The organism is Streptococcus sp. 32226D021BW, assembly GCF_053545015.1.
The window spans coordinates 79,472-99,399 of record NZ_JBPPVC010000002.1 but is presented as its reverse complement, the minus strand read 5'-3'; the positions used below and the strand labels follow the sequence as shown (position 1 = coordinate 99,399).

Sequence of the window (19,928 nt, the reverse complement as noted above, 5' to 3'; positions counted from 1 at the left end):
TTAAAAATTACAAAAAGGTTTAGTATGATTGATATTCATTCGCATATTATCTTTGGTGTTGATGATGGGCCAGCGACCATCGAAGAAAGTATTGAGTTAATCAAACTAGCTAAGAACCAAGGTGTTCGTATTATTGTAGCTACTTCTCACAGAAGAAAAGGTATGTTTGAAACTCCTGAAAAAATTATCAAGGCCAATTTTATTAAATTGAAAGAAGCTGTTCAAGAAAAATATCCAGACTTAAGGTTATGCTATGGAGGAGAGTTATACTATAGCAAGAGTTTGATGGAAAAATTAGAAAAACGAAAAGTCCCATCACTTAACGCTTCACGTTATATTCTTTTAGAATTTAGTATGAATACTCCATGGAAGGATATTCAAAAAGCGGTTAATGAAGTAAATCTGCTAGGATTAACACCGGTTTTAGCTCATATTGAAAGATACGATGCTTTGGCTTTCAATGCTGATAGAGTTAATGAACTCATTGATAAGGGATGCATGACTCAGGTAAATAGCAGCCATGTATTAAAGCCTAGTTTAATCGGTGATCGCTCCAAGGAGTTTAAGAAACGTGTAGAGTTTTTCCTTGAAAATGATTTGGTTCACTGTGTGGCAAGTGATATGCATAACACCACAAGTCGCCCACCATATATGAATGCTGCCTATAAAATAGTTAAAGAAGAATATGGAGAGGACAGAGCTAAGGCTTTGTTTAAGAAAAATCCTTTGATGATATTGAAAAATCAAGTACAGTAACCTCATAGAAATAGTGGAGGAGATATGAGTAATGAAATAGGATATCGCCAAACGAAATTGGCATTGTTAGATATGATAGCAGTTGCAATTTCTGCAATTTTAACAAGTCAAATACCAAATGCTGATTTAAATCGTTCTGGAATTTTTATCATAATGATGGTTCATTATTTTGCATTTTTTGTATCTCATATGCCAGTTGAATTTGAGTATAGAGGTAATCTGAAAGAGTTTGAAAAAACATTTAACTATAGCATTATTTTTGCAATTTTTCTTACGGCAGTTTCATTCATGTTGGAGAATAATTTCGAACTATCAAGACGAGGTGTTGTGTATTTTACATCAATAAACTTCGTTTTGGTATACCTATTTAACATAATTATTAAGCAGTTTAAGGATAATTTTCTATTTTCGACAACCTATCAAAGAAAGACTGTTTTAATTACAACGGCTGAACGATGGAAAAATATGCAAGATTTATTTGAATCTGATAAACTATTTCAAAAAAATCTTGTTGCATTGGTAGTTTTAGGTTCAGAAATAGATAAAATAAATTTACCATTACCGATCTATTATTCTGTTGAAGAAGCCATAGAGTTTTCAACAAGAGAAGTGGTTGACCACGTCTTTATAAATTTACCAAGTGAATATTTTGATTTAAAGCAACTAGTTTCAGAATTTGAATTATTAGGTATAGATGTAAGTGTCGATATTAATTCATTCGGTTTTACTGCGTTGAAGAACAAAAAAATCCAACTACTAGGTGACCATAGCATTGTAACATTTTCCACAAATTTTTATAAGCCTAGTCACATCATGATGAAACGACTTTTAGATATACTTGGAGCAGTAGTTGGGTTAATTATTTGTGGTATAGTTTCTATTTTGTTAGTTCCAATTATAAGAAGAGATGGAGGACCAGCCGTTTTTGTTCAGAAACGAGTAGGAAAAAATGGTCGTATTTTCAAATTCTATAAATTTCGATCAATGTATATGGATGCTGAGGAACGTAAGAAAGAATTAATGGCTCAGAACCAGATGCAAGGTGGGATGTTCAAAATGGATAACGATCCTAGAATTACTCCAATTGGACATTTCATACGAAAAACAAGTTTAGACGAGTTACCACAATTTTATAATGTTCTAATTGGAGATATGAGTCTAGTAGGTACCCGTCCACCTACAGTTGATGAATTTGAAGAATATATTCCTGCTCAAAAGAGACGATTGAGCTTTAAACCGGGTATTACTGGTTTATGGCAGGTAAGCGGTCGAAGTAATATTACAGACTTTGATGAAGTTGTTAAGTTAGATGTTGAATATATTGATAATTGGACTATTTGGTCGGACGTGAAAATTTTATTGAAGACTTTCGTAGTTGTGTTTAAGCGGGAAGGGAGTAAGTAGTTACTGTTAAAAATGAAAAAATACGATTATCTAGTTGTTGGTGCAGGTCTGTTCGGAGCGGTCTTTGCTCATGAGGATGAAATCTACAACCTTCCTATTCAACATGAATACTTTCAATAAACTGTGGGGCGTGGTGCCCTCCTGCTGAAGCAGCAGCGAAGATTGCAGAGCAACGAGCTGTTTTTGGAGAAAAAATACCTGAGAACTTGGAAGAACGAGCCATCTCACTAGCTGGTACAGCCATCTATGAAAAATTGTTCAAGTCCTACACAGAAAAACAATGGGAAAAACCATGTACGGAGTTACTAGCCTTTATCATCCGTCGTTTACACGTGCGTTTGACTTATGATAATAACTATTTCAACGATAGCTACCAAGGTATTCCAATCGTCGGGTACACGCAGATTGTTGAAAAAATGTTGGATCATTGGATCATGAGAATATTGGTGTTGAGACAAATGTTGATTTCTTTGCCAATAAGGAAGATTGTTTATCAGATTATCCGAAGGTTGTCTTCACAGGTATGATTGATGAGTTCTTTGATTACCAACTTGGTGAATTGGAATATCGTAGCCTTCGATTTGAGACAGAAGTATTGGACATGGAAAACTATCAAGGGAATGCAGTTGTGAACTACACAGATAGTGAAACGCCATTTACTCGTATTATCGAACACAAACATTTCGAATTCGGTACACAACCGAAAACCATTATTACACGTGAGTATTCGAAGACCTGGAAACGAGGCGCTGAGCCGTATTATCCAGTGAACAATAATCGTAACAACAAACTCTATACTGCTTATAAACACCTCGCAGAACAACAAAAGAACGTTATATTCGGTGGGCGTCTTGGTCATTATCGTTGCTACGATATGCACCAAGTCATCGGAGCTGCCTTACAGTGTGTGAGAAGTGAGGTATAATGAAAGGGATAAAACTATGAAAAATATTTCTATTTTAGGTGTCAAAATACATCCACTAACTATGGAAGAGACTGTTGAAGTTATTGAAGAACATTTTATTAAAACGCAAAAGCCACTTCATTTAATGGGGGTAAATGCTGATAAAATAAATCAATGTGTTGATGATCCTGAAATGATGGATATTGTAAATAATTGTGACATTGTGAATGCAGATGGTGCTTCAGTTGTTCTAGCCGGTAAATATCTAGGTATTGATATTCCGGAAAGGGTTGCAGGCATCGATTTGATGCAGAAATTACTGACATTATCAGAAAAAAAGGGGTATACTGTCTATTTCTTTGGTGCAAAAGAAGAAGTTGTTCAAAAAATGCTTAGTGCTTTTAAAGTAGATTATCCTAATTTAAAAGTAGTTGGTTATCGAAATGGTTATTTTAAGGACGATGAGATTGATGCTATTTCACAAGATATTGCTAGTAAGGCGCCTCAATTGGTCTTTGTAGGAATTACTTCTCCCAAAAAAGAAATATTGATTGAAAGATTCATGAGAGATGGCGTAAATAGTATTTTTATGGGCGTTGGCGGGAGTTTCGATGTTTTGTCAGGAACTATTAAGCGAGCTCCAATATGGATGCAGAAAGCGCATCTCGAATGGCTTTTCCGTGTTGCCAATGAACCAAGACGTCTTTTTAAGAGATATTTTGTCGGGAATTTTGTTTTTATTAAGCGCATAGTCAAGGCAAAGAAAGAGAAGAAATGAAATGAGTGAACAATTTGATATTAGAGAGCTCCAGGAAACGTTGTTAGATGCTGTAAAAGAGTTCAAAAAAATTTGCGATGAGGAGAATATTACTTTCTTTTTAAGAGGAGGCAGCGTGATGGGGGCCGTAAAATATGGTGGCTTCATTCCTTGGGATGATGACATGGATATTGCTGTTCCAAGAAAAGACTATGTTCGTTTAATTGAAATTTTTAATAATCGAGAGATTGCAGGGAAATATAAAGTTTTGAATAGTAAGTATCAGCCAGAGTTACATTGCTATTTCCCACGCCTATTTTTACTAGAGTCGGAACGAGAGAAATTAGGACTACCTTCGAATACTCATCTCGGTTTACATTTAATAGACATTTTACCATTAGATGGTGCTCCAAATAACAAAGTTTCTAGAAATATTTATTTTTGTAAGGTCTATATTTTACGTTTTTTGGCAAGTTTAGGAACAACTTATACAGAAGGGCATGTTGATATGCATACTGCAAAACAAAAGTTGTTAATCAATACTGCTAAATGTTTACAACTGCATAAGCTATTCCCACAGCAAAAAGTTTATGCTATGCTTGATAAATTATATACTCGATATGATTGGGAAAAACAACAATATGCTGGTACAATTACAGCTTCTCTGTTTAAAAAAGAGGTAATGCCTACTGAAATTTGGGGTGAGGGTATTCTACATCAATTTGAGACAGAGGAGTATCTTATCCCCGCTCAGTATGATCAATATTTAAAAAGAATGTATGGTGAGAATTATTTGACGGAGGAGCCTGCGAATAAAAAATCGCATCACGAATAGAAGAAAGTAAAAAATATGATTTGTTTTATTATCTTACACTACATGGTCAAGGAAGAAACGATAAAATGTGTAGAGTCCATTTTGGAACGAGAAATGGATAATATACAGATTATTATTGTCGATAATCTGTCTCCTAATAATTCCGGACAGGAATTATTTGAATACTATAAAGAAAATGATATTGTAGATGTATTGTTGAATGATGAGAATGCAGGATTTGCGAGCGGTAATAATGTTGGATATAGCTATACGAAAGAAAAGTACAATCCTGATTTTATGATTATTATGAATAACGATGTCGAGCTTGCTTCAGAAAACTTTGATGAAAAACTTCGTGAAGTTTATAAAAAAGAAAAATTCTTTATTCTAGGGCCAGATATTTATTCAACTACATACGAATTACACCAAAGTCCAAAGAGACTTGAGCATTATACTTATCAGGAAGTATTATCGCTTCATAATAAATTTAAAAAATCAAAAGAGATTACATTCTCTCTCAAATTAAAGTCATGGTTAAAATCGAATGATTTCCTACGTACTTTCGTTTATCAATCGCGAGTAAAAAGCAAAGATATTGATTTTACCAAGATTTACTATAATGTTCCATTACATGGCTCATGTGTGATTTATTCAAAATTATTCATAGTAAAAGAAGAGTTTGCTTTTCAACCAGGTACTTTTTTCTATTATGAAACAGAAATTTTAGATTATATTTGCTATAAAAAAGAATATAAGACAATGTATAGTCCTGAGTTGAAAGTTTTACATCATCAAAATGTATCTACAAATGTAGTGTATAATAATATGCTCAAAAAGACCATCTTTGCTAATAAATGTAACTATGAGTCGACAGGAGTATTTTTAAAAGTTATGGAATCATTCCAAGAGAACGGAGTAGATCAGTAGTGGAACTATTACTAGCATTATTTATAGGATTACTTTTATTACTCTTTTTTAATTATCTCTTATCCCAGCGAGATATCTTATCTCCATCTGTTGTAATGGTCGCAATGTTTATTGTCAGCACGCTGTTCGCTCTAATCAATGCCCAAAACTGGAATATTGATTATGAACCGCTATCTACATTTTACATACTAAGTGGCATAGTCGTTTTTAGTATTCCTGTAACTATTGCTTCAAATAAGGTAGGAGCTATTCCTGAAATTGTATCTTATCGAAAATTATCTATTTCAACATGGAAGATTATCTTTGCTATTTTAGTAGATATAGTCATCATTTATCTATATCGTAAAGAAATGTACCAATTGGCAGCACAAGCAGGTTATAGCGGTCAAAGCATACAATGGTTTATTCGAAATTCTACTAGTTATGAGGGGAGTATTGAATTTAGTGCCAAAATCCGTTTATTAGTGCGCTTTGTTGATATTACGGCCTACATTTTTATATTTACCTTCATCAATAATTTTATCTATGATATTAGAAGAAAGAGTAATTTGCTATTACTGGTTCCGGTTTTTCTATTTATATATAAAACTTCATTGACCGGAGGTAGACAAGATATTCTTAAATTATTAGTGGCAGCAGTCGTCCAGACCTACATTTTACAGAAAGCTAAGGTTGGATGGAGAAAGGTTATTTCTGGCAGATACATGATGATAGGCCTCACAGGTTTGCTGTTCGGGATTCCTAGCTTTTATTATGGATTATTCTTAGTCGGAAGAACAACAACACGTTCAATGATGGAATCAGTCTCTACCTACATTGGTGGACCTATTCAGCATTTTAACCAATTTGTGCAGAATCCGACATCACCATCAAGATATATTGGATCAGAGTCGCTTACTCCGATATTAAATATATTAGGTGATTTGGGGCTAATAGACTACAATGAAACTGTACATTTAGAGTTTAGACAACTTGGCGTTACAATTGGTAATGTTTATACATTCTTTAGACGCCCCTTACATGATTTCGGACCAGTTGGAATGTATTTATTTGTTTTTCTGGTTGGTGTGTTATTTGCATATCTTTATTACGTTGTCATTCGTTCAAAACGTAGAAGTGATTTGTGGGACATGAATGTGATGGTTTACTCCTATTTGTTTTATTGGATTTTCCTATCATCAATAGAGCAATATTCTATGACAATCATTAGTGTATTTACTCTGATTGCTATTATTCTATTTTACTTATTATCTATTTTTTATTGGCAATTCACTTTCACACCAAGAGGAGTAGCTTTTGTCAGAAGGGATAATGAAATTCAGAGGGAGGAATTTTAAATGAAAAAAATTATGTTGGTTTTTGGTACGCGTCCAGAAGCGATTAAGATGTGCCCACTAGTTAATGAATTAAAATCATCTGGGAACTTTGATGTAAAGGTTTGTGTGACTGGACAGCATAAAGAAATGTTGCAACAAGTTTTAGATGTTTTCCAAGTCGTTCCTGACTATGATTTGGAAATCATGCAACCTAATCAAACGTTATTTTCTATTACAACAAGTATATTGGAAAAAATTAAAACGGTATTTGATGATTTTCAGCCAGATGTGGTATTGGTTCATGGAGACACAACGACAACTTTTGCTGCTTCTTTAGCTGCGTTTTATTCAGGAATTAAAGTGGGACATGTGGAGGCAGGATTACGTACTTACAATCTTCAAAGTCCGTTTCCAGAGGAGTTTAACCGACAAGCTGTCTCAATTGTTTCTGATTTTAATTTTGCACCAACTGATATTTCTAGAAAACATTTGCTTTCAGAAGGGAAGAATGAAGATAGTATTTTCGTCACAGGGAATACAGCAATTGATGCTTTAAAAACTACAGTGAACCCTGATTATTATCATGAACTGTTTGATTGGGTTGGTGATTCTAAACTGATTATGATTACAGCTCATAGACGTGAAAACTTGGGTCAGCCGATGCGAAATATGTTTAAAGCTATTAAACGAGTTCTGAATGAGCATCCAGACGTAAAAGCTGTATATCCAATACATAAAAATCCAGTTGTACGTGATGCAGCCAATGAAATTTTTGGAGATGATGAACGTCTTAAATTAATTGAACCCTTGGAAGTAATTGATTTTCACAATTTCCTGAACAAGAGTTATTTGATTTTGACGGATTCGGGAGGTATTCAAGAAGAAGCACCCTCGCTTGGAAAACCAGTTCTAGTTATGCGTGATACAACAGAGCGTCCAGAAGGAGTTGCAGCAGGTACTTTAAAATTAGTTGGTACCGATGAAGAAGTTATTTACAAAAACTTCAAACTCCTACTTTCTGATGATGAAGAATATAGATTAATGAGTAAGGCAAGCAATCCATATGGTGATGGGACTGCTTCAAAACAGATTGCAGATATTTTATTGAAAAATTTATAAGGTACTATTTTGAATAAAGAAAAGATTTTTAATATATTAAAAAATTTTGGATATGTGATATCGTCAAATTTATTGACATTGATTGTGTCTTCAGTTGTTATTCTAATTTTACCTAAAGTTATTGGTGTTAATGAATATGGATATTGGCAGCTGTATACTTTTTATCTTACTTATATTGGATTTTTTCATTTTGGATGGTGTGATGGCATTTATCTAAAATTTGGTGGAGAAAATTACTCAGATTTAGATAAAAAATATTTCGCTTCCCAAGTGTCAAGTTTTATTATTTTTCAATCAATTATCTCCTTACTAAGTATAATAGCAAGTTTGCTTTTTTCAAAAAATTCGTCAACTTTATTTATTTTTTTAGCATTATCATTAAATTTTGTTATAACGAATACTAGATTGTTATTTATATATACATTACAAACAACTAATAGAATTAAAGAAGCATCCATTATTACAATTTCAGATCGATTTATCTATGTGATCTTTTTATTGTTTTTGTTGTTTAGTAATAACACAAGTTTTCAGAGAATGATTATCGCTGATAATATTGCCCGAGTTATTTCTTTATTTTGTGCACTTTATATTTGTAAAGATATAACTTTTATTTCTGATAGGAAGTTAGTCCAAATTAAAGATAGTTGGGATAATATTAAAGTTGGTAGTAATTTAATGCTTGCCAATATTGCAAGTAGTTTGATTATTGGTGTTGTTAGATTTGCAATCCAAAAAGGATGGGATATTGCGACTTTTGGAAAGGTTTCTTTGACTCTGAGTCTGTCGAACTTAGTTATGACCTTTATAAATGCAATTGGGATAGTTGTCTTTCCAATGCTAAAGCGAACAAGTTCAGATAAACTTGCTTTAGTTTATAAGTCTATGCGTTTAATATTGATGTTAACGATGTTAACGATGCTTATTGTATATTATCCATTGAGGATTATTCTAGAATACTGGTTACCAGCTTATAAAGATAGCTTAGAATTCATGGGAATGGTTTTCCCGATGATTGTATTTGAAGGAAAAACTTCCTTGCTTTTAAATACTTACTTAAAAGCTATGCGTCAAGAAAAACTAATTTTTAAAATTAATTTTCTAACGACTATTATTAGTATTTTTATGGCAGTTTTATCGGTAGTAATTTTGAAGAGCTTATCCATCTCAGTGCTTTCTATTGTGATTTTGTTGTCTTTTAGGAGTACATTGCTTGAATTGAAGGTTACTAGATTATTAAATCTCAACATATTCAAAGATTTATTTCTTGAATTTATAATGGTATTGATTTTTATTTGTGGCAATATTTTCCTTGATATGAGAATTTCACTCATCCTCTATCTCATTTCGCTTATGGCGTATTATTTTATTACTTTTAATAAGAAAAATATTTCTTTAAAAAATCTTCTGAGAATGTAGTGTAAATGTGTATTATCAGGAAGTTTCAGTTATAATTTTAGAAAATTATATATATGTTTAGGTAGTATAATCTGCTAGTTCATGATATAAAGAGATTTTTACAACTCTTTATCAACTGTAGTGGGTAAATGTCAGCTAACACCTAGAGAGGACGAAATTCGTTCTCTTTTTCTTTATGTTCAAAGCGATTAAAATGCGTTTTTGAAGGACGGTTACTCTCATTCTAGAACAGTTCCTACTATTCTCTCTATTATTGCTAAACTTGATGAAGGTTGTATTGTCTGTTATAATATTGGATATTGCAAGCTTTAAGTGAAAGGTTTTAGGGAAGAGATTGTCACAACTCATTCTTTATTAGTTATGAGGCGATGGTACAAATGATAGTCTAGTAAAAGATTCGGAGAAATGACTTCCTTAGAAAGTTTAATATAAAAACAATATGAAAAATTACGATTATCTAGTTGTAGGTGCAGGTCTGTTCGGTGCGGTCTTTGCTCATGAGGCAGCTAAAAAGGGTAAAAAAATAAAGGTTATCGAAAAACGAGACCACATTGCAGGTAACATCTATACAAAAGAAGTAGAAGGTATTCAAGTCCATGAATATGGCGCACATATTTTCCATACTTCTGAAAAAGAAATTTGGGATTATGTGAATCAGTTTGCGGAGTTCAACCGCTATACAAACACACCAGTCGCCAACTACAAGGGTGAAATCTACAACCTTCCATTCAATATGAATACTTTCAATAAACTGTGGGGCGTGGTGACCCCTGCTGAAGCAGCAACGAAGATTGCAGAGCAACGAGCTGTTTTGGGAGGAAAAACGCCTGAGAACTTGGAAGAACAAGCCATCTCACTAGTCGGTACAGACATCTATGAAAAATTGATCAAGTCATACACCGAGAAACAATGGGAAAAGCCGTGTACGGAGTTACCAGCCTTCATCATCCGTCGCTTGCCAGTGCGTTTGACTTATGACAACAACTATTTCAACGATACTTACCAAGGTATTCCAATTGGCGGTTACACGCAGATTGTTGAAAAAATGTTGGACCATGAGAATATCGATGTAGAGACAAATGTTGATTTCTTTGCTAATAAGGAAGAGTACTTGGCAAACTATCCAAAGGTTGTCTTTACAGGTATGATTGATGAGTTCTTTGATTACCAACTTGGTGAGTTGGAGTATCGTAGCCTTCGTTTTGAAACTGAAGTCTTGGACATGGAGAACTACCAAGGTAACGCGGTTGTCAACTACACAGATAGTGAAACACCTTTTACTCGTATTATCGAACACAAGCATTTTGAGTTTGGTACGCAAGAGAAAACCATTATTACACGCGAGTATTCGAAGACTTGGAAACGTGGCGATGAGTCTTACTATCCAGTCAACAATGACCGCAATAACAAACTCTATACTGCCTATAAGCGTCTTGCGGAGCAACAAGAGAATGTTATTTTCGGTGGACGTCTAGGTCACTACCGTTACTACGATATGCACCAGGTAATTGGAGCAGCCTTGCAGTGTGTCAGAAAAGAAGTAGGACCTTTGGTATAGTTAGAATGGTGTCATAGGTAGGTCAAATTTCTTCTATAGCAGGCCATATATTGTCTATTTTCAAGTTCTGATCAAGTTTTGTATCAAGCAAAATATATCAAAATCCCAAAGTGTAGGCTTTGGGATTTGTCATTATTTCTTAAATTTTTTCAAAATGTTTGCCAGCTGTTCTTGTTCTTCTGGGCTTAATACAGAGAAAATATGTCCGACATGATCGTAGTGTTCTGGCAGGATAGATTCGATGGTTTGTCGTCCTTTGTCTGTCAAGGCAATCAGGGAGGCGCGACGGTCGCTTGTGTCACTGGTTTTATAGACATAGCCATCTCGTATCATATTTTTGATGACGACGGTCATATTTCCAGATGTACTGAGTAATTTATCAATCAGGTCTTGAATGCGGAGGTTACCCTTGTTGTAAAGTGCTTCCATCACGCCAAACTGACAGACGGTCAGTCCGTATTTTTTGATGGTTTCTAATTCGGATTTTGTGATGGTATTGGCAGCTCTGCGAAAGACGACAAGGCTATGGAGTGCATTCTTGTTTTCATTTAAAGATTGTTCGACAGTTTTCATGAGAATATTTTAGCAATAATTAGTCCCATATGCAAGTCAAATGGCAAATTATGTCTGTAAAATTCTTATTCACTTGCTGAAAGAATGGAAATCTCTTGTGACTTGTAGTATAATAGGACTACTATGGAAAAAAAGATATTTCAACTTTTGGAGTGGATGGCTTCTAAGACTGGGCAGTTGGTGTTGGGCTCTTTTATCCTCCTCAGTGTTGTAACTTTTTCAATTTTTACTATTTGGGATATGGCTGCAGCACCCTTCAACAAGGCGCGTAGTCACGCAGTTGCAGTAGCTACAGAATATGCAGACTTGCAAACTGTCAAGGATTTTTCTATCTACAATGGTACGGAAACCTATTTTAGTGTATTTGGTACTACTAGTCAGGGAGAAGACGTTGCAGTTTTGATTCCAGAGGCTTCTAGCACTGTGTATGTCTATCCTTTAGCGCAGGGAATTTCGCAAGAAGAAGCGCAAGCTATTGCCAAGGAAAATGGTGCAGGTCAGGTAGAGCGTGTTCTTCTTGGTATCCGAGATGATAAACCAATTTGGGAAGTCAAATCAGGAACAGCCTATTATTTAGTAGAGTTTGAAACAGGAAGTTTTGTCAAGAAGGAGGGCTTATGAGCAAGCTATCAAAACGTGTCTTAGAAATGGAAGAAAGTGTCACGCTGGCAGCTGGTGCGCGGGCCAAGGCCTTGAAGGCGGAAGGTCGTGATATTTTAGAGTTGACCCTGGGTGAGCCAGACTTTGTCACACCCAAGAATATTCAAGAAGCAGCTATTCGTTCTATTGAAAATGGCAAGGCCAGTTTTTACACAGTGGCTTCAGGTCTGCCAGAATTGAAGGATGCGGTCAATACTTATTTTGAGAAGTTCTACGGCTACTCCATTGAGCGTAATCAGGTGGTCCTTGCCACAGGTGCTAAGTTTGTTCTTTATGCTTTCTTTGCGGCGGTCATCAATCCTGGTGATGAGGTTCTCATTCCAACACCTTACTGGGTTTCCTATGCTGACCAGATTAAGATGAACGAGGGCGTGCCAGTCTTTGTTACTGCAACAGAAGAACATAATTTCAAGGTAACGGTTGACCAGCTGGAAGCAGCGCGTACAGACAAGACCAAGGTCCTCTTGCTCAACAGCCCGTCCAATCCGACAGGTATGATTTACAGTCGTGAGGAATTGGAAGCTATTGGAAACTGGGCTGTGGAACACGACATTCTCATCTTGGCAGACGATATTTATGGCCGTTTGGTCTATAACGGTAATAGTTTCACGCCGATTTCAAGTATCTCAGAGAGCATTCGCCAGCAGACTATTGTGGTCAATGGTGTTGCAAAAGCCTATGCCATGACAGGTTGGCGGGTTGGCTTTGCGGTTGGCAATCCTGAGATTATTGCGGCTATGAGCAAGATTGTCGGTCAGACGACGTCCAACTTAACAACTGCTGCTCAGTATGCGGCCATTGAAGCCTTTACAGGTCCGCAAGATACGGTAGAAACCATGCGTCAGGCCTTTGAAGAGCGACTCAATACCATTTATCCCTTGCTAGCCGAAGTGCCTGGTTTTGAAGTGATTAAGCCAGAAGGAGCCTTCTATCTCTTCCCTAATGTCAAAAAGGCTATGGAAATGAAAGGCTACACAGAAGTAACTGAATTTACCACAGCCATTTTGGAAGAAGTAGGAGTAGCCTTGGTGACAGGTGCAGGTTTTGGTGCTCCTGAAAATATCCGCCTCAGCTATGCGACTGATATGGACACGCTCAAAGAAGCAGTGGCTCGACTACACACATTTATGAAAAAGCAAAAGAGGAAAAACAATGTCTAGAAAATTGATTACCATTAACCAAGTAAAAGATTATGTTGGTCAAGAAGTGACCATTGGTGCCTGGGTTGCCAACAAATCAGGCAAGGGCAAGTTAGCCTTCCTGCAATTGCGTGACGGAACAGCCTTCTTCCAAGCAGTTGCCTTCAAACCAAACTTCATCGAAAAATTCGGTGAAGAAGCTGGTACTGAGAAGTTTGATGTAGCAAAACGCCTCAGCCAAGAAACGTCTGTCTATGTGACAGGGATTGTCAAGGAAGATGAGCGTTCTAAGTTTGGTTATGAGTTGGATGTGACAGACCTTGAAGTGATCGGTGAGTCACAAGATTACCCAATCACACCAAAAGAACACGGTACGGACTTCCTTATGGACAACCGTCACCTATGGTTGCGTTCGCGTAAGCAGGTCGCTATTCAGCAAATCCGTAACGCCATCATCTATGCGACTTATGAATTCTTTGAAAAGAATGGCTTCATCAAGTTTGATAGCCCAATCTTGTCTGGAAATGCGGCAGAAGATTCGACAGAATTGTTCGAAACAGACTACTTTGGTCAACCAGCTTATCTCAGTCAATCAGGTCAGCTGTACCTGGAAGCTGGTGCCATGGCCCTTGGTCGTGTTTTCGACTTCGGACCTGTTTTCCGTGCGGAAAAATCAAAAACTCGCCGCCACTTGACTGAGTTCTGGATGATGGATGCCGAGTATTCATTCCTCAGCCATGACGAGTCACTTGACTTGCAAGAAGCTTATGTCAAAGCCTTGATTCAAGGTGTTATCGACCGTGCTCCACAAGCCTTGGAAACTCTTGAGCGTGATGTGGATGCCCTTAAACGCTACATTGCAGAACCATTCAAACGTGTGGCTTATGATGATGCTATTACTCTTCTGCAAGAACACGAAGCAGATGAAGATACAGACTACGAACACATCGAGCATGGGGATGACTTTGGATCGCCACATGAAACTTGGATTTCAAACTACTTTGGTGTACCGACTTTCGTGGTTAACTATCCAGCAAGCTTCAAGGCCTTCTACATGAAGCCAGTTCCTGGCAATCCAGAGCGCGTGCTTTGTGCGGACCTCTTGGCACCAGAAGGCTATGGTGAAATCATCGGTGGTTCTATGCGTGAGGACAACTACGACGCCTTGGTGGCTAAAATGGATGAACTCGGTATGGACAAGTCAGAATACGAATTCTACCTTGACCTACGTAAGTACGGTTCAGTACCACACGGTGGTTTCGGTATCGGTATCGAGCGTATGGTAACCTTCGTCGCTGGTACAAAACACATCCGTGAAGCCATTCCGTTCCCACGTATGTTGCACCGCTTGCATCCGTAATATAGTCGTTTGACTGAACAAGCAGTCTGCAGTTTTGGGTACGAACTTCGTTCGCTCTATTTCCGACCTCTAACAGTCTATTCCTAGACTGTTAGAGCTAGTACTCAAGTAAACTGAAAGACTGCGAAATAAATATTTACAAACAGACTACAAACGTGGTCTGTTTTCTTTTAGTTGACATTTCCGAATAATTGTTTTACAATGTATTACAATAAGGAAGTAGGTGGAATAATGGGAATTGTATCCTTGCGATTAAATGAAGCAGAAGAGGAAATTTTTAGAAGCTATGCTATTTATACGGGAAAAAGTTTGTCTGAGTTATTCAAATCTGCACTGGCGGAACAGATTGAAGACCAGCTGGATTATGAGATTGGTATCAAAGCTTTGAAGAAATTCCAAGAAAATCCAGTAACTCATTCGATAGATGATGTGCTTGCGGAGTTAGAAGATGGCCTATAAACTTGTGCTCAGCGATGATGCATTGAAGCAGTTGAAAAAAATGGACAGGCATGTGGGACTGATGCTTGCTAAGGATTTGAAAAAACGTTTGGATGGTTTGGAACATCCAAGGCAGTTTGGCAAGGCCTTGGTCGGAGAGTACAAGGGTCTGTGGCGGTATCGAGTAGGAAATTACCGTGTGATTTGTGATATCATTGACAATAAAATGGTCATTTTAGCTCTTGAAGTTGGGCATCGTAAAGAAATTTATAAAAAGTAAGGTCCTAGGAAACTAGGATAGAGATACATAAGCAGACTACAGATGTGGTCTGTTTTCTTATGAAATGTGCTTGTTTGATAAGTTGTGTAGATTTTGCTTTGCTAGGAGGTGATGACAAGCTCATTTTCACCCTCTAGTATGCTATAATAGACTTAGAAAGAATAAAGGAGATTGACAGATGAAAACTATTCACACAGATAAGGCACCTACCGCTATCGGACCATACGTACAAGGTAAGGTTGTAGGAAATTTCCTCTTTGCCTCTGGTCAGGTTCCCTTGTCACCTGAAACGGGTGAGGTAGTTGGAGAAACCATTCAGGAGCAGACTGAGCAGGTCTTGAAAAATATCGCTGCTATCTTGGAAGCGGCTGGTACAGATTTTGACCATGTGGTGAAAACGACTTGCTTCCTCAAGGATATGAATGACTTCGTGGCTTTTAACGAAGTTTATAAAACAGCCTTTTCAGCAGATTTCCCAGCTCGCTCAGCGGTAGAAGTGGCGCGCTTGCCACGTGATGTTAAGGTTGAGATTGAAGTGATCGCAGTTATTGATTAAAGAGAAAAGGAGGGAATGTCATGGTAGACAAACTCCACTTAGTTATTGTGACAGGGATGTCGGGAGCTGGTAAGACAGTAGCCATTCAGTCTTTTGAGGACTTGGGCTATTTTACCATTGACAATATGCCACCGACCCTCTTGCCAAAATTTTTAGAATTGATTCGCCATAGTCAAGACAACAATAAGATTGCCTTGGTGGTGGATATGCGGAGTCGGTCATTCTTTGCGGAAATTCGTGACATTTTGGACGATTTGGAATCGGCAGAAGATCTGGACTTTAAGATATTATTCCTTGATGCGACAGACGGTGAGCTGGTAGCACGTTATAAGGAAACCCGTCGGTCACATCCTCTTGCGGCAGATGGACGGGTCTTGGACGGGATTCAGCTTGAACGTGAGCTATTAGCACCCTTGAAAAACATGAGCCAGAATGTCATTGACACAACTGAGTTGACACCTCGTAACTTGCGGATGGCTATTTCAGAGCAGTTTGCTAGTCAAGAAAACCAACCTTCTTTCCGTGTGGAGGTCATGTCCTTTGGTTTCAAATATGGTCTGCCTCTGGATGCGGACTTGGTCTTTGATGTGCGTTTCTTGCCAAATCCTTATTATCAAAAGGAATTGCGGAATTTGACTGGTTTGGATGCCCCTGTCTTCGACTATGTCATGGACCATAAGGAATCTGAAGAATTTTACAGCCATCTACTCGGCTTGATTGAGCCAATTCTGCCAGGTTACCAGAAGGAAGGCAAGTCTGTACTGACCATTGCTGTTGGTTGCACAGGCGGTCAACATAGAAGCGTTGCTTTTGCCAAACGCTTGGCAGATGATTTGGAGAAAAACTGGATTGTCAACCGTAGCCATCGCGACAAGGACAGAAGGAAGGAAACGGTCAACCGCTCATGAGAAAACCAAAGATTACAGTGATTGGTGGCGGAACGGGAATTCCAGTCATTTTGAAGAGTTTGCGGGACAAGGATGTCGAAATTACAGCTATTGTGACTGTAGCTGATGATGGTGGTTCGTCGGGTGAGATTCGTCAGGCCTTGCAGGTGACTCCTCCGGGAGATTTGCGCAATGTTCTTCTAGCCATGTCGGATATGCCCAAATTGTATGAGCAGATTTTCCAGTACCGTTTTGCAGATTCGGACGGTCCTCTGGCCGGACATCCTCTAGGTAATCTCATTATCGCTGGAATTTCGGAGATGCAGGGCTCAACCTATAATGCTATGCGGCTGCTAACTCGATTTTTCCATACGACTGGTCGGATTTACCCTTCTAGTGAACAAGCCTTGACCCTCCATGCTGTATTTACAGATGGCACTGAGGTTTCTGGCGAGAGTAAAATTGCCAAACATGCGGGAATGATTGGTCATGTCTATGTGACCAATTCCTACAATGATGACGAGCCTAAGGCCAGTCGTCAGGTAGTTGAGGCCATTATGGAGAGTGACATGGTGGTCTTGGGACCTGGTTCGCTCTTTACGTCCATTCTGCCCAATCTCATGATTTCGGATATTGGCAAGGCTCTGAAAGAAACCAAGGCTGAGGTGACCTATGTTTGCAATATCATGACCCAGCGGGGTGAGACGGAGTTTTTCTCAGATGCTGACCATGTGACCGTCTTGAATGGTCATTTGGGAGAGAGGTTTATTGACACGGTTTTGGTCAACAGCGAACCCGTTCCACAAGACTACATGAATACCCACCAGTTTGATGAATATCTGGTTCAGGTTAAGCATGATTTTGCTGGTTTGCAAGAGCAAGCTCGCCGTGTGATTTCATCTAATTTCTTACGTTTGGAAAATGGCGGAGCTTTTCATGATGGTGATTTGGTGGTAGAAGAATTGCTCAAGATTTTGCAGGTGCGGTCATGAGTTTTACCATAAAAGTCAAAGAAGAACTTTTGATACAAGCCAGTCAAAATAAGAGTGAACTGTCAGCCATTATCAAACTGTCTGGCAGTCTGGGGCTGGCTTCAACAGGTCTGACCCTGTCCATCTCGACGGAAAATGCCAAGATTGCCAGACATATCTACGAATTGTTCCTGCATTTTTATCAGGTAAAAGCTGAAATCCGTCACCATCAAAAACCTAATCTCAAAAAGAACCGTGTTTATGCAGTAATCATTGAGGAGGGGGTCAATGACATCTTAAATGATTTGCATTTGGCAGATAGTTTTTTTGGATTAGAAACAGGGATTTCGCCTCTTGTTCTTGAAAATGATAGCTGGTGCCAAGCCTATTTGCGTGGGGCTTTCTTGGCAGCAGGTTCCGTCAAGGATCCTGAAAAGGGACGGTATCAGTTAGAAATTGCCTCTGTTTACAGTGACCATGCCCATGACTTAGCTAATCTGTTACAAAAATTTCTCTTGGATGCCAAGGTTATTGAGCGAAGCAAGGGAACCATTACTTATCTGCAACGAGCAGAAGATATTATGGACTTTCTCTTAGTCATAGGGGCAGAGGAAGCCAAGACAGCCTTTGAAGATATTAAGCTCCTGCGTGAGGCTAGAAACGACCTCAACCGTGCCAATAATGCAGAAACGGCTAATATTGCTAAAACTGTTACAGCTAGTATGAAGACCATCAACAATATCATCAAGATTATGGATAGCATTGGTTTGGATCAGCTAACTGGTGACCTGCAAGAGATTGCCCAACTCCGTATCCAACATCCTGATTATTCGATTCAGCAGTTAGCAGATAGTTTGACAGTTCCCATTACCAAGAGTGGTGTCAATCACCGTCTAAGGAAAATCAATAAGATTGCGGATGATTTATAAAGTTTAGATAAACCAGTTCTTTTGATACTCTTCGAAAATCAAAAGCAGACATTGTTGACTTGATTTGATGAGTGAAAGGCTCCAGTGGAGCCTTTCAGCCTGTTACCTTGAAATAAAATAGTAACAGGGTTCTATCTGTATAATAGGTAGAAACGAACTACGTTCGCCTATCTCCAACCTCCAAAGGTTCCCCAAACCTTTGGAGCTAGTCTGATTTTGATTTTCATTGAGTATGAGCTGGTTTTTCTGTTGTAGATTTGCTTATAATCATTCGTCTTATAAGTTAATATATGTTATAATCGTAGGAGAATGATTGATAAAGGAGCTTGAAAATGATCAGCCGTGAGCAGTATAGCTATCTTAGGAAACATCCAACCTTTGAAAACCTTACCCGAGATAGCTTTGACCAGCTGGCCAAGTATATCCGCTTTCGAAAGGTTCCCAAAGGGCAGATATTTTTCTATGCCCAAGATCCTAGGGATTATTTATTTGTCTTGCAGAAGGGCTATGCCAGAATTGAGCAGTATGATGAAACAGATAGTTTTACCTATCTGGACTATATCCGACAGGGTGGAGCATTTCCTTTTGGTGATATGTTTCAAGATAAGCCCTATCACTATACGGCTATTGCCATGACAGACTTGGAGTGTTTGATCATCCCTATGGCTTTATTTGAGAGTATGTCCAAGACAAATCCTTGTCAGCTGGTCTATATTTGTCAAAAATTATCGAAAATTCTAGCCTTTCAGGAACTGCGCCTGCGTAATAGTATGCGGTCCAAGGCTTCGGAGCGGGTTGTTCAGGCCTTAGCACTCCTTTATTGGGATATGTGTCAACGGGAACAGTTGCTAAGTCTGCCCTTTGATATACATATCCAAGAAATTGCCCGCCTGGCCGCAACGACAAGGGAAACAGTTAGCCATGTTCTCAAGCAATTAAAGCAGGATAAAAAGATTATCTATAGGCGAAAAATTTTGACCTATCTAGACATTGAATATTTTCTAGCCAATTTAACGGAAACTTATTGAAGTTTTCGTTCTTTTTTTACAAAAAATAAAAATTCACATAATGATATGCAGAGAGATAATATGCATATGATAGGCAATATTATAAATATTTATCTAAAAATCCTTTAAAAAATGTGATGAATTTCTCAAAAAA

At 37.9% G+C, this 19,928-nt stretch carries 20 protein-coding genes and 1 pseudogene; 20 read left to right on the top strand and 1 reads right to left on the bottom strand.

Translation table 11 applies throughout. From position 1 onward, the window contains the following. Window positions 1-24 precede the first annotated feature (24 nt). From ACEE44_RS01970 to glf, 10 genes and pseudogenes are all read left to right on the top strand, one after another. The gene (locus tag ACEE44_RS01970) at window positions 25-756 is read left to right on the top strand and encodes a CpsB/CapC family capsule biosynthesis tyrosine phosphatase (protein ID WP_449171069.1); all 732 of its coding nucleotides are present in this window, start codon (window positions 25-27) and stop codon (window positions 754-756) included. A gap of 24 nt (window positions 757-780) precedes the next feature. Next, complete coding sequence (locus tag ACEE44_RS01965; RefSeq protein ID WP_449171068.1) at window positions 781-2,160, top strand: sugar transferase; 1,380 nt, start codon at window positions 781-783, stop codon at window positions 2,158-2,160. A gap of 12 nt (window positions 2,161-2,172) precedes the next feature. Beyond that, a pseudogene (locus ACEE44_RS01960) lies at window positions 2,173-3,085 on the top strand (UDP-galactopyranose/dTDP-fucopyranose mutase family protein). 16 nt (window positions 3,086-3,101) lie between these two features. Continuing rightward, window positions 3,102-3,842, top strand: a complete 741-nt coding sequence (locus ACEE44_RS01955; RefSeq protein WP_074415985.1) for a WecB/TagA/CpsF family glycosyltransferase — start codon at window positions 3,102-3,104, stop codon at window positions 3,840-3,842. Window position 3,843: 1 nt separating this feature from the next. Then, complete coding sequence (locus ACEE44_RS01950) at window positions 3,844-4,656, top strand: LicD family protein (protein WP_024402526.1); 813 nt, start codon at window positions 3,844-3,846, stop codon at window positions 4,654-4,656. Window positions 4,657-4,671: 15 nt separating this feature from the next. Next, window positions 4,672-5,562 carry a glycosyltransferase gene (locus ACEE44_RS01945; RefSeq protein ID WP_449171067.1) on the top strand — a complete coding sequence of 297 codons (891 nt, stop codon included), beginning with the start codon at window positions 4,672-4,674 and terminating at the stop codon, window positions 5,560-5,562. Next, entirely contained in the window at window positions 5,562-6,899 is a 1,338-nt protein-coding gene (locus tag ACEE44_RS01940) for an O-antigen polymerase (protein ID WP_449171066.1), read from the top strand. Before ACEE44_RS01945 ends, ACEE44_RS01940 begins: the two co-directional genes overlap by 1 nt. Next, window positions 6,900-7,997: a non-hydrolyzing UDP-N-acetylglucosamine 2-epimerase gene (wecB, locus tag ACEE44_RS01935; protein ID WP_024402525.1), complete on the top strand. Its 1,098-nt coding sequence runs from the start codon at window positions 6,900-6,902 to the stop codon at window positions 7,995-7,997. A gap of 9 nt (window positions 7,998-8,006) precedes the next feature. Further along, window positions 8,007-9,416: a lipopolysaccharide biosynthesis protein gene (locus ACEE44_RS01930; RefSeq protein WP_449171065.1), complete on the top strand. Its 1,410-nt coding sequence runs from the start codon at window positions 8,007-8,009 to the stop codon at window positions 9,414-9,416. Between the two features lie 439 nt (window positions 9,417-9,855). Then, window positions 9,856-10,974: a UDP-galactopyranose mutase gene (gene glf / locus ACEE44_RS01925; protein ID WP_449171064.1), complete on the top strand. Its 1,119-nt coding sequence runs from the start codon at window positions 9,856-9,858 to the stop codon at window positions 10,972-10,974. Window positions 10,975-11,106: 132 nt separating this feature from the next. On the opposite strand, the gene ACEE44_RS01920 is transcribed toward glf, so the two are convergent. Continuing rightward, window positions 11,107-11,547: a MarR family winged helix-turn-helix transcriptional regulator gene (locus ACEE44_RS01920; RefSeq protein WP_449171063.1), complete on the bottom strand. Its 441-nt coding sequence runs from the start codon at window positions 11,545-11,547 to the stop codon at window positions 11,107-11,109. 123 nt (window positions 11,548-11,670) lie between these two features. Between ACEE44_RS01920 and ACEE44_RS01915 the strand changes: the two genes are divergently transcribed. From ACEE44_RS01915 to ACEE44_RS01870, 10 genes are all read left to right on the top strand, one after another. Next, a complete protein-coding gene (locus ACEE44_RS01915; protein WP_248033869.1) occupies window positions 11,671-12,168 on the top strand; it encodes a cell wall elongation regulator TseB-like domain-containing protein in 498 nt (165 codons plus the stop codon). Continuing rightward, window positions 12,165-13,367, top strand: a complete 1,203-nt coding sequence (locus ACEE44_RS01910) for a pyridoxal phosphate-dependent aminotransferase (protein ID WP_449171062.1) — start codon at window positions 12,165-12,167, stop codon at window positions 13,365-13,367. Before ACEE44_RS01915 ends, ACEE44_RS01910 begins: the two co-directional genes overlap by 4 nt. Continuing rightward, the gene (gene asnS / locus ACEE44_RS01905; protein WP_105128130.1) at window positions 13,360-14,706 is read left to right on the top strand and encodes an asparagine--tRNA ligase; all 1,347 of its coding nucleotides are present in this window, start codon (window positions 13,360-13,362) and stop codon (window positions 14,704-14,706) included. The genes ACEE44_RS01910 and asnS overlap by 8 nt, the downstream gene beginning before the upstream one ends. A gap of 231 nt (window positions 14,707-14,937) precedes the next feature. Further along, on the top strand, window positions 14,938-15,165 hold the full coding sequence (gene relB / locus ACEE44_RS01900; protein WP_449171061.1) for a type II toxin-antitoxin system RelB family antitoxin: 228 nt from the start codon (window positions 14,938-14,940) through the stop codon (window positions 15,163-15,165). Beyond that, a complete protein-coding gene (locus ACEE44_RS01895) occupies window positions 15,155-15,424 on the top strand; it encodes a type II toxin-antitoxin system RelE family toxin (protein WP_248050772.1) in 270 nt (89 codons plus the stop codon). Before relB ends, ACEE44_RS01895 begins: the two co-directional genes overlap by 11 nt. Window positions 15,425-15,602: 178 nt before the next feature. Beyond that, entirely contained in the window at window positions 15,603-15,980 is a 378-nt protein-coding gene (locus tag ACEE44_RS01890) for a RidA family protein (RefSeq protein ID WP_449171060.1), read from the top strand. Between the two features lie 20 nt (window positions 15,981-16,000). Then, window positions 16,001-16,888: an RNase adapter RapZ gene (rapZ, locus tag ACEE44_RS01885; protein ID WP_449171059.1), complete on the top strand. Its 888-nt coding sequence runs from the start codon at window positions 16,001-16,003 to the stop codon at window positions 16,886-16,888. Next, window positions 16,885-17,859: a YvcK family protein gene (locus ACEE44_RS01880; RefSeq protein WP_449171058.1), complete on the top strand. Its 975-nt coding sequence runs from the start codon at window positions 16,885-16,887 to the stop codon at window positions 17,857-17,859. The genes rapZ and ACEE44_RS01880 overlap by 4 nt, the downstream gene beginning before the upstream one ends. Then, a complete protein-coding gene (gene whiA / locus ACEE44_RS01875; protein WP_449171057.1) occupies window positions 17,856-18,767 on the top strand; it encodes a DNA-binding protein WhiA in 912 nt (303 codons plus the stop codon). The genes ACEE44_RS01880 and whiA overlap by 4 nt, the downstream gene beginning before the upstream one ends. 332 nt (window positions 18,768-19,099) lie before the next feature. Next, window positions 19,100-19,795, top strand: a complete 696-nt coding sequence (locus ACEE44_RS01870) for a Crp/Fnr family transcriptional regulator (RefSeq protein WP_449171056.1) — start codon at window positions 19,100-19,102, stop codon at window positions 19,793-19,795. The last annotated feature ends 133 nt before the right edge of the window (window positions 19,796-19,928 follow it).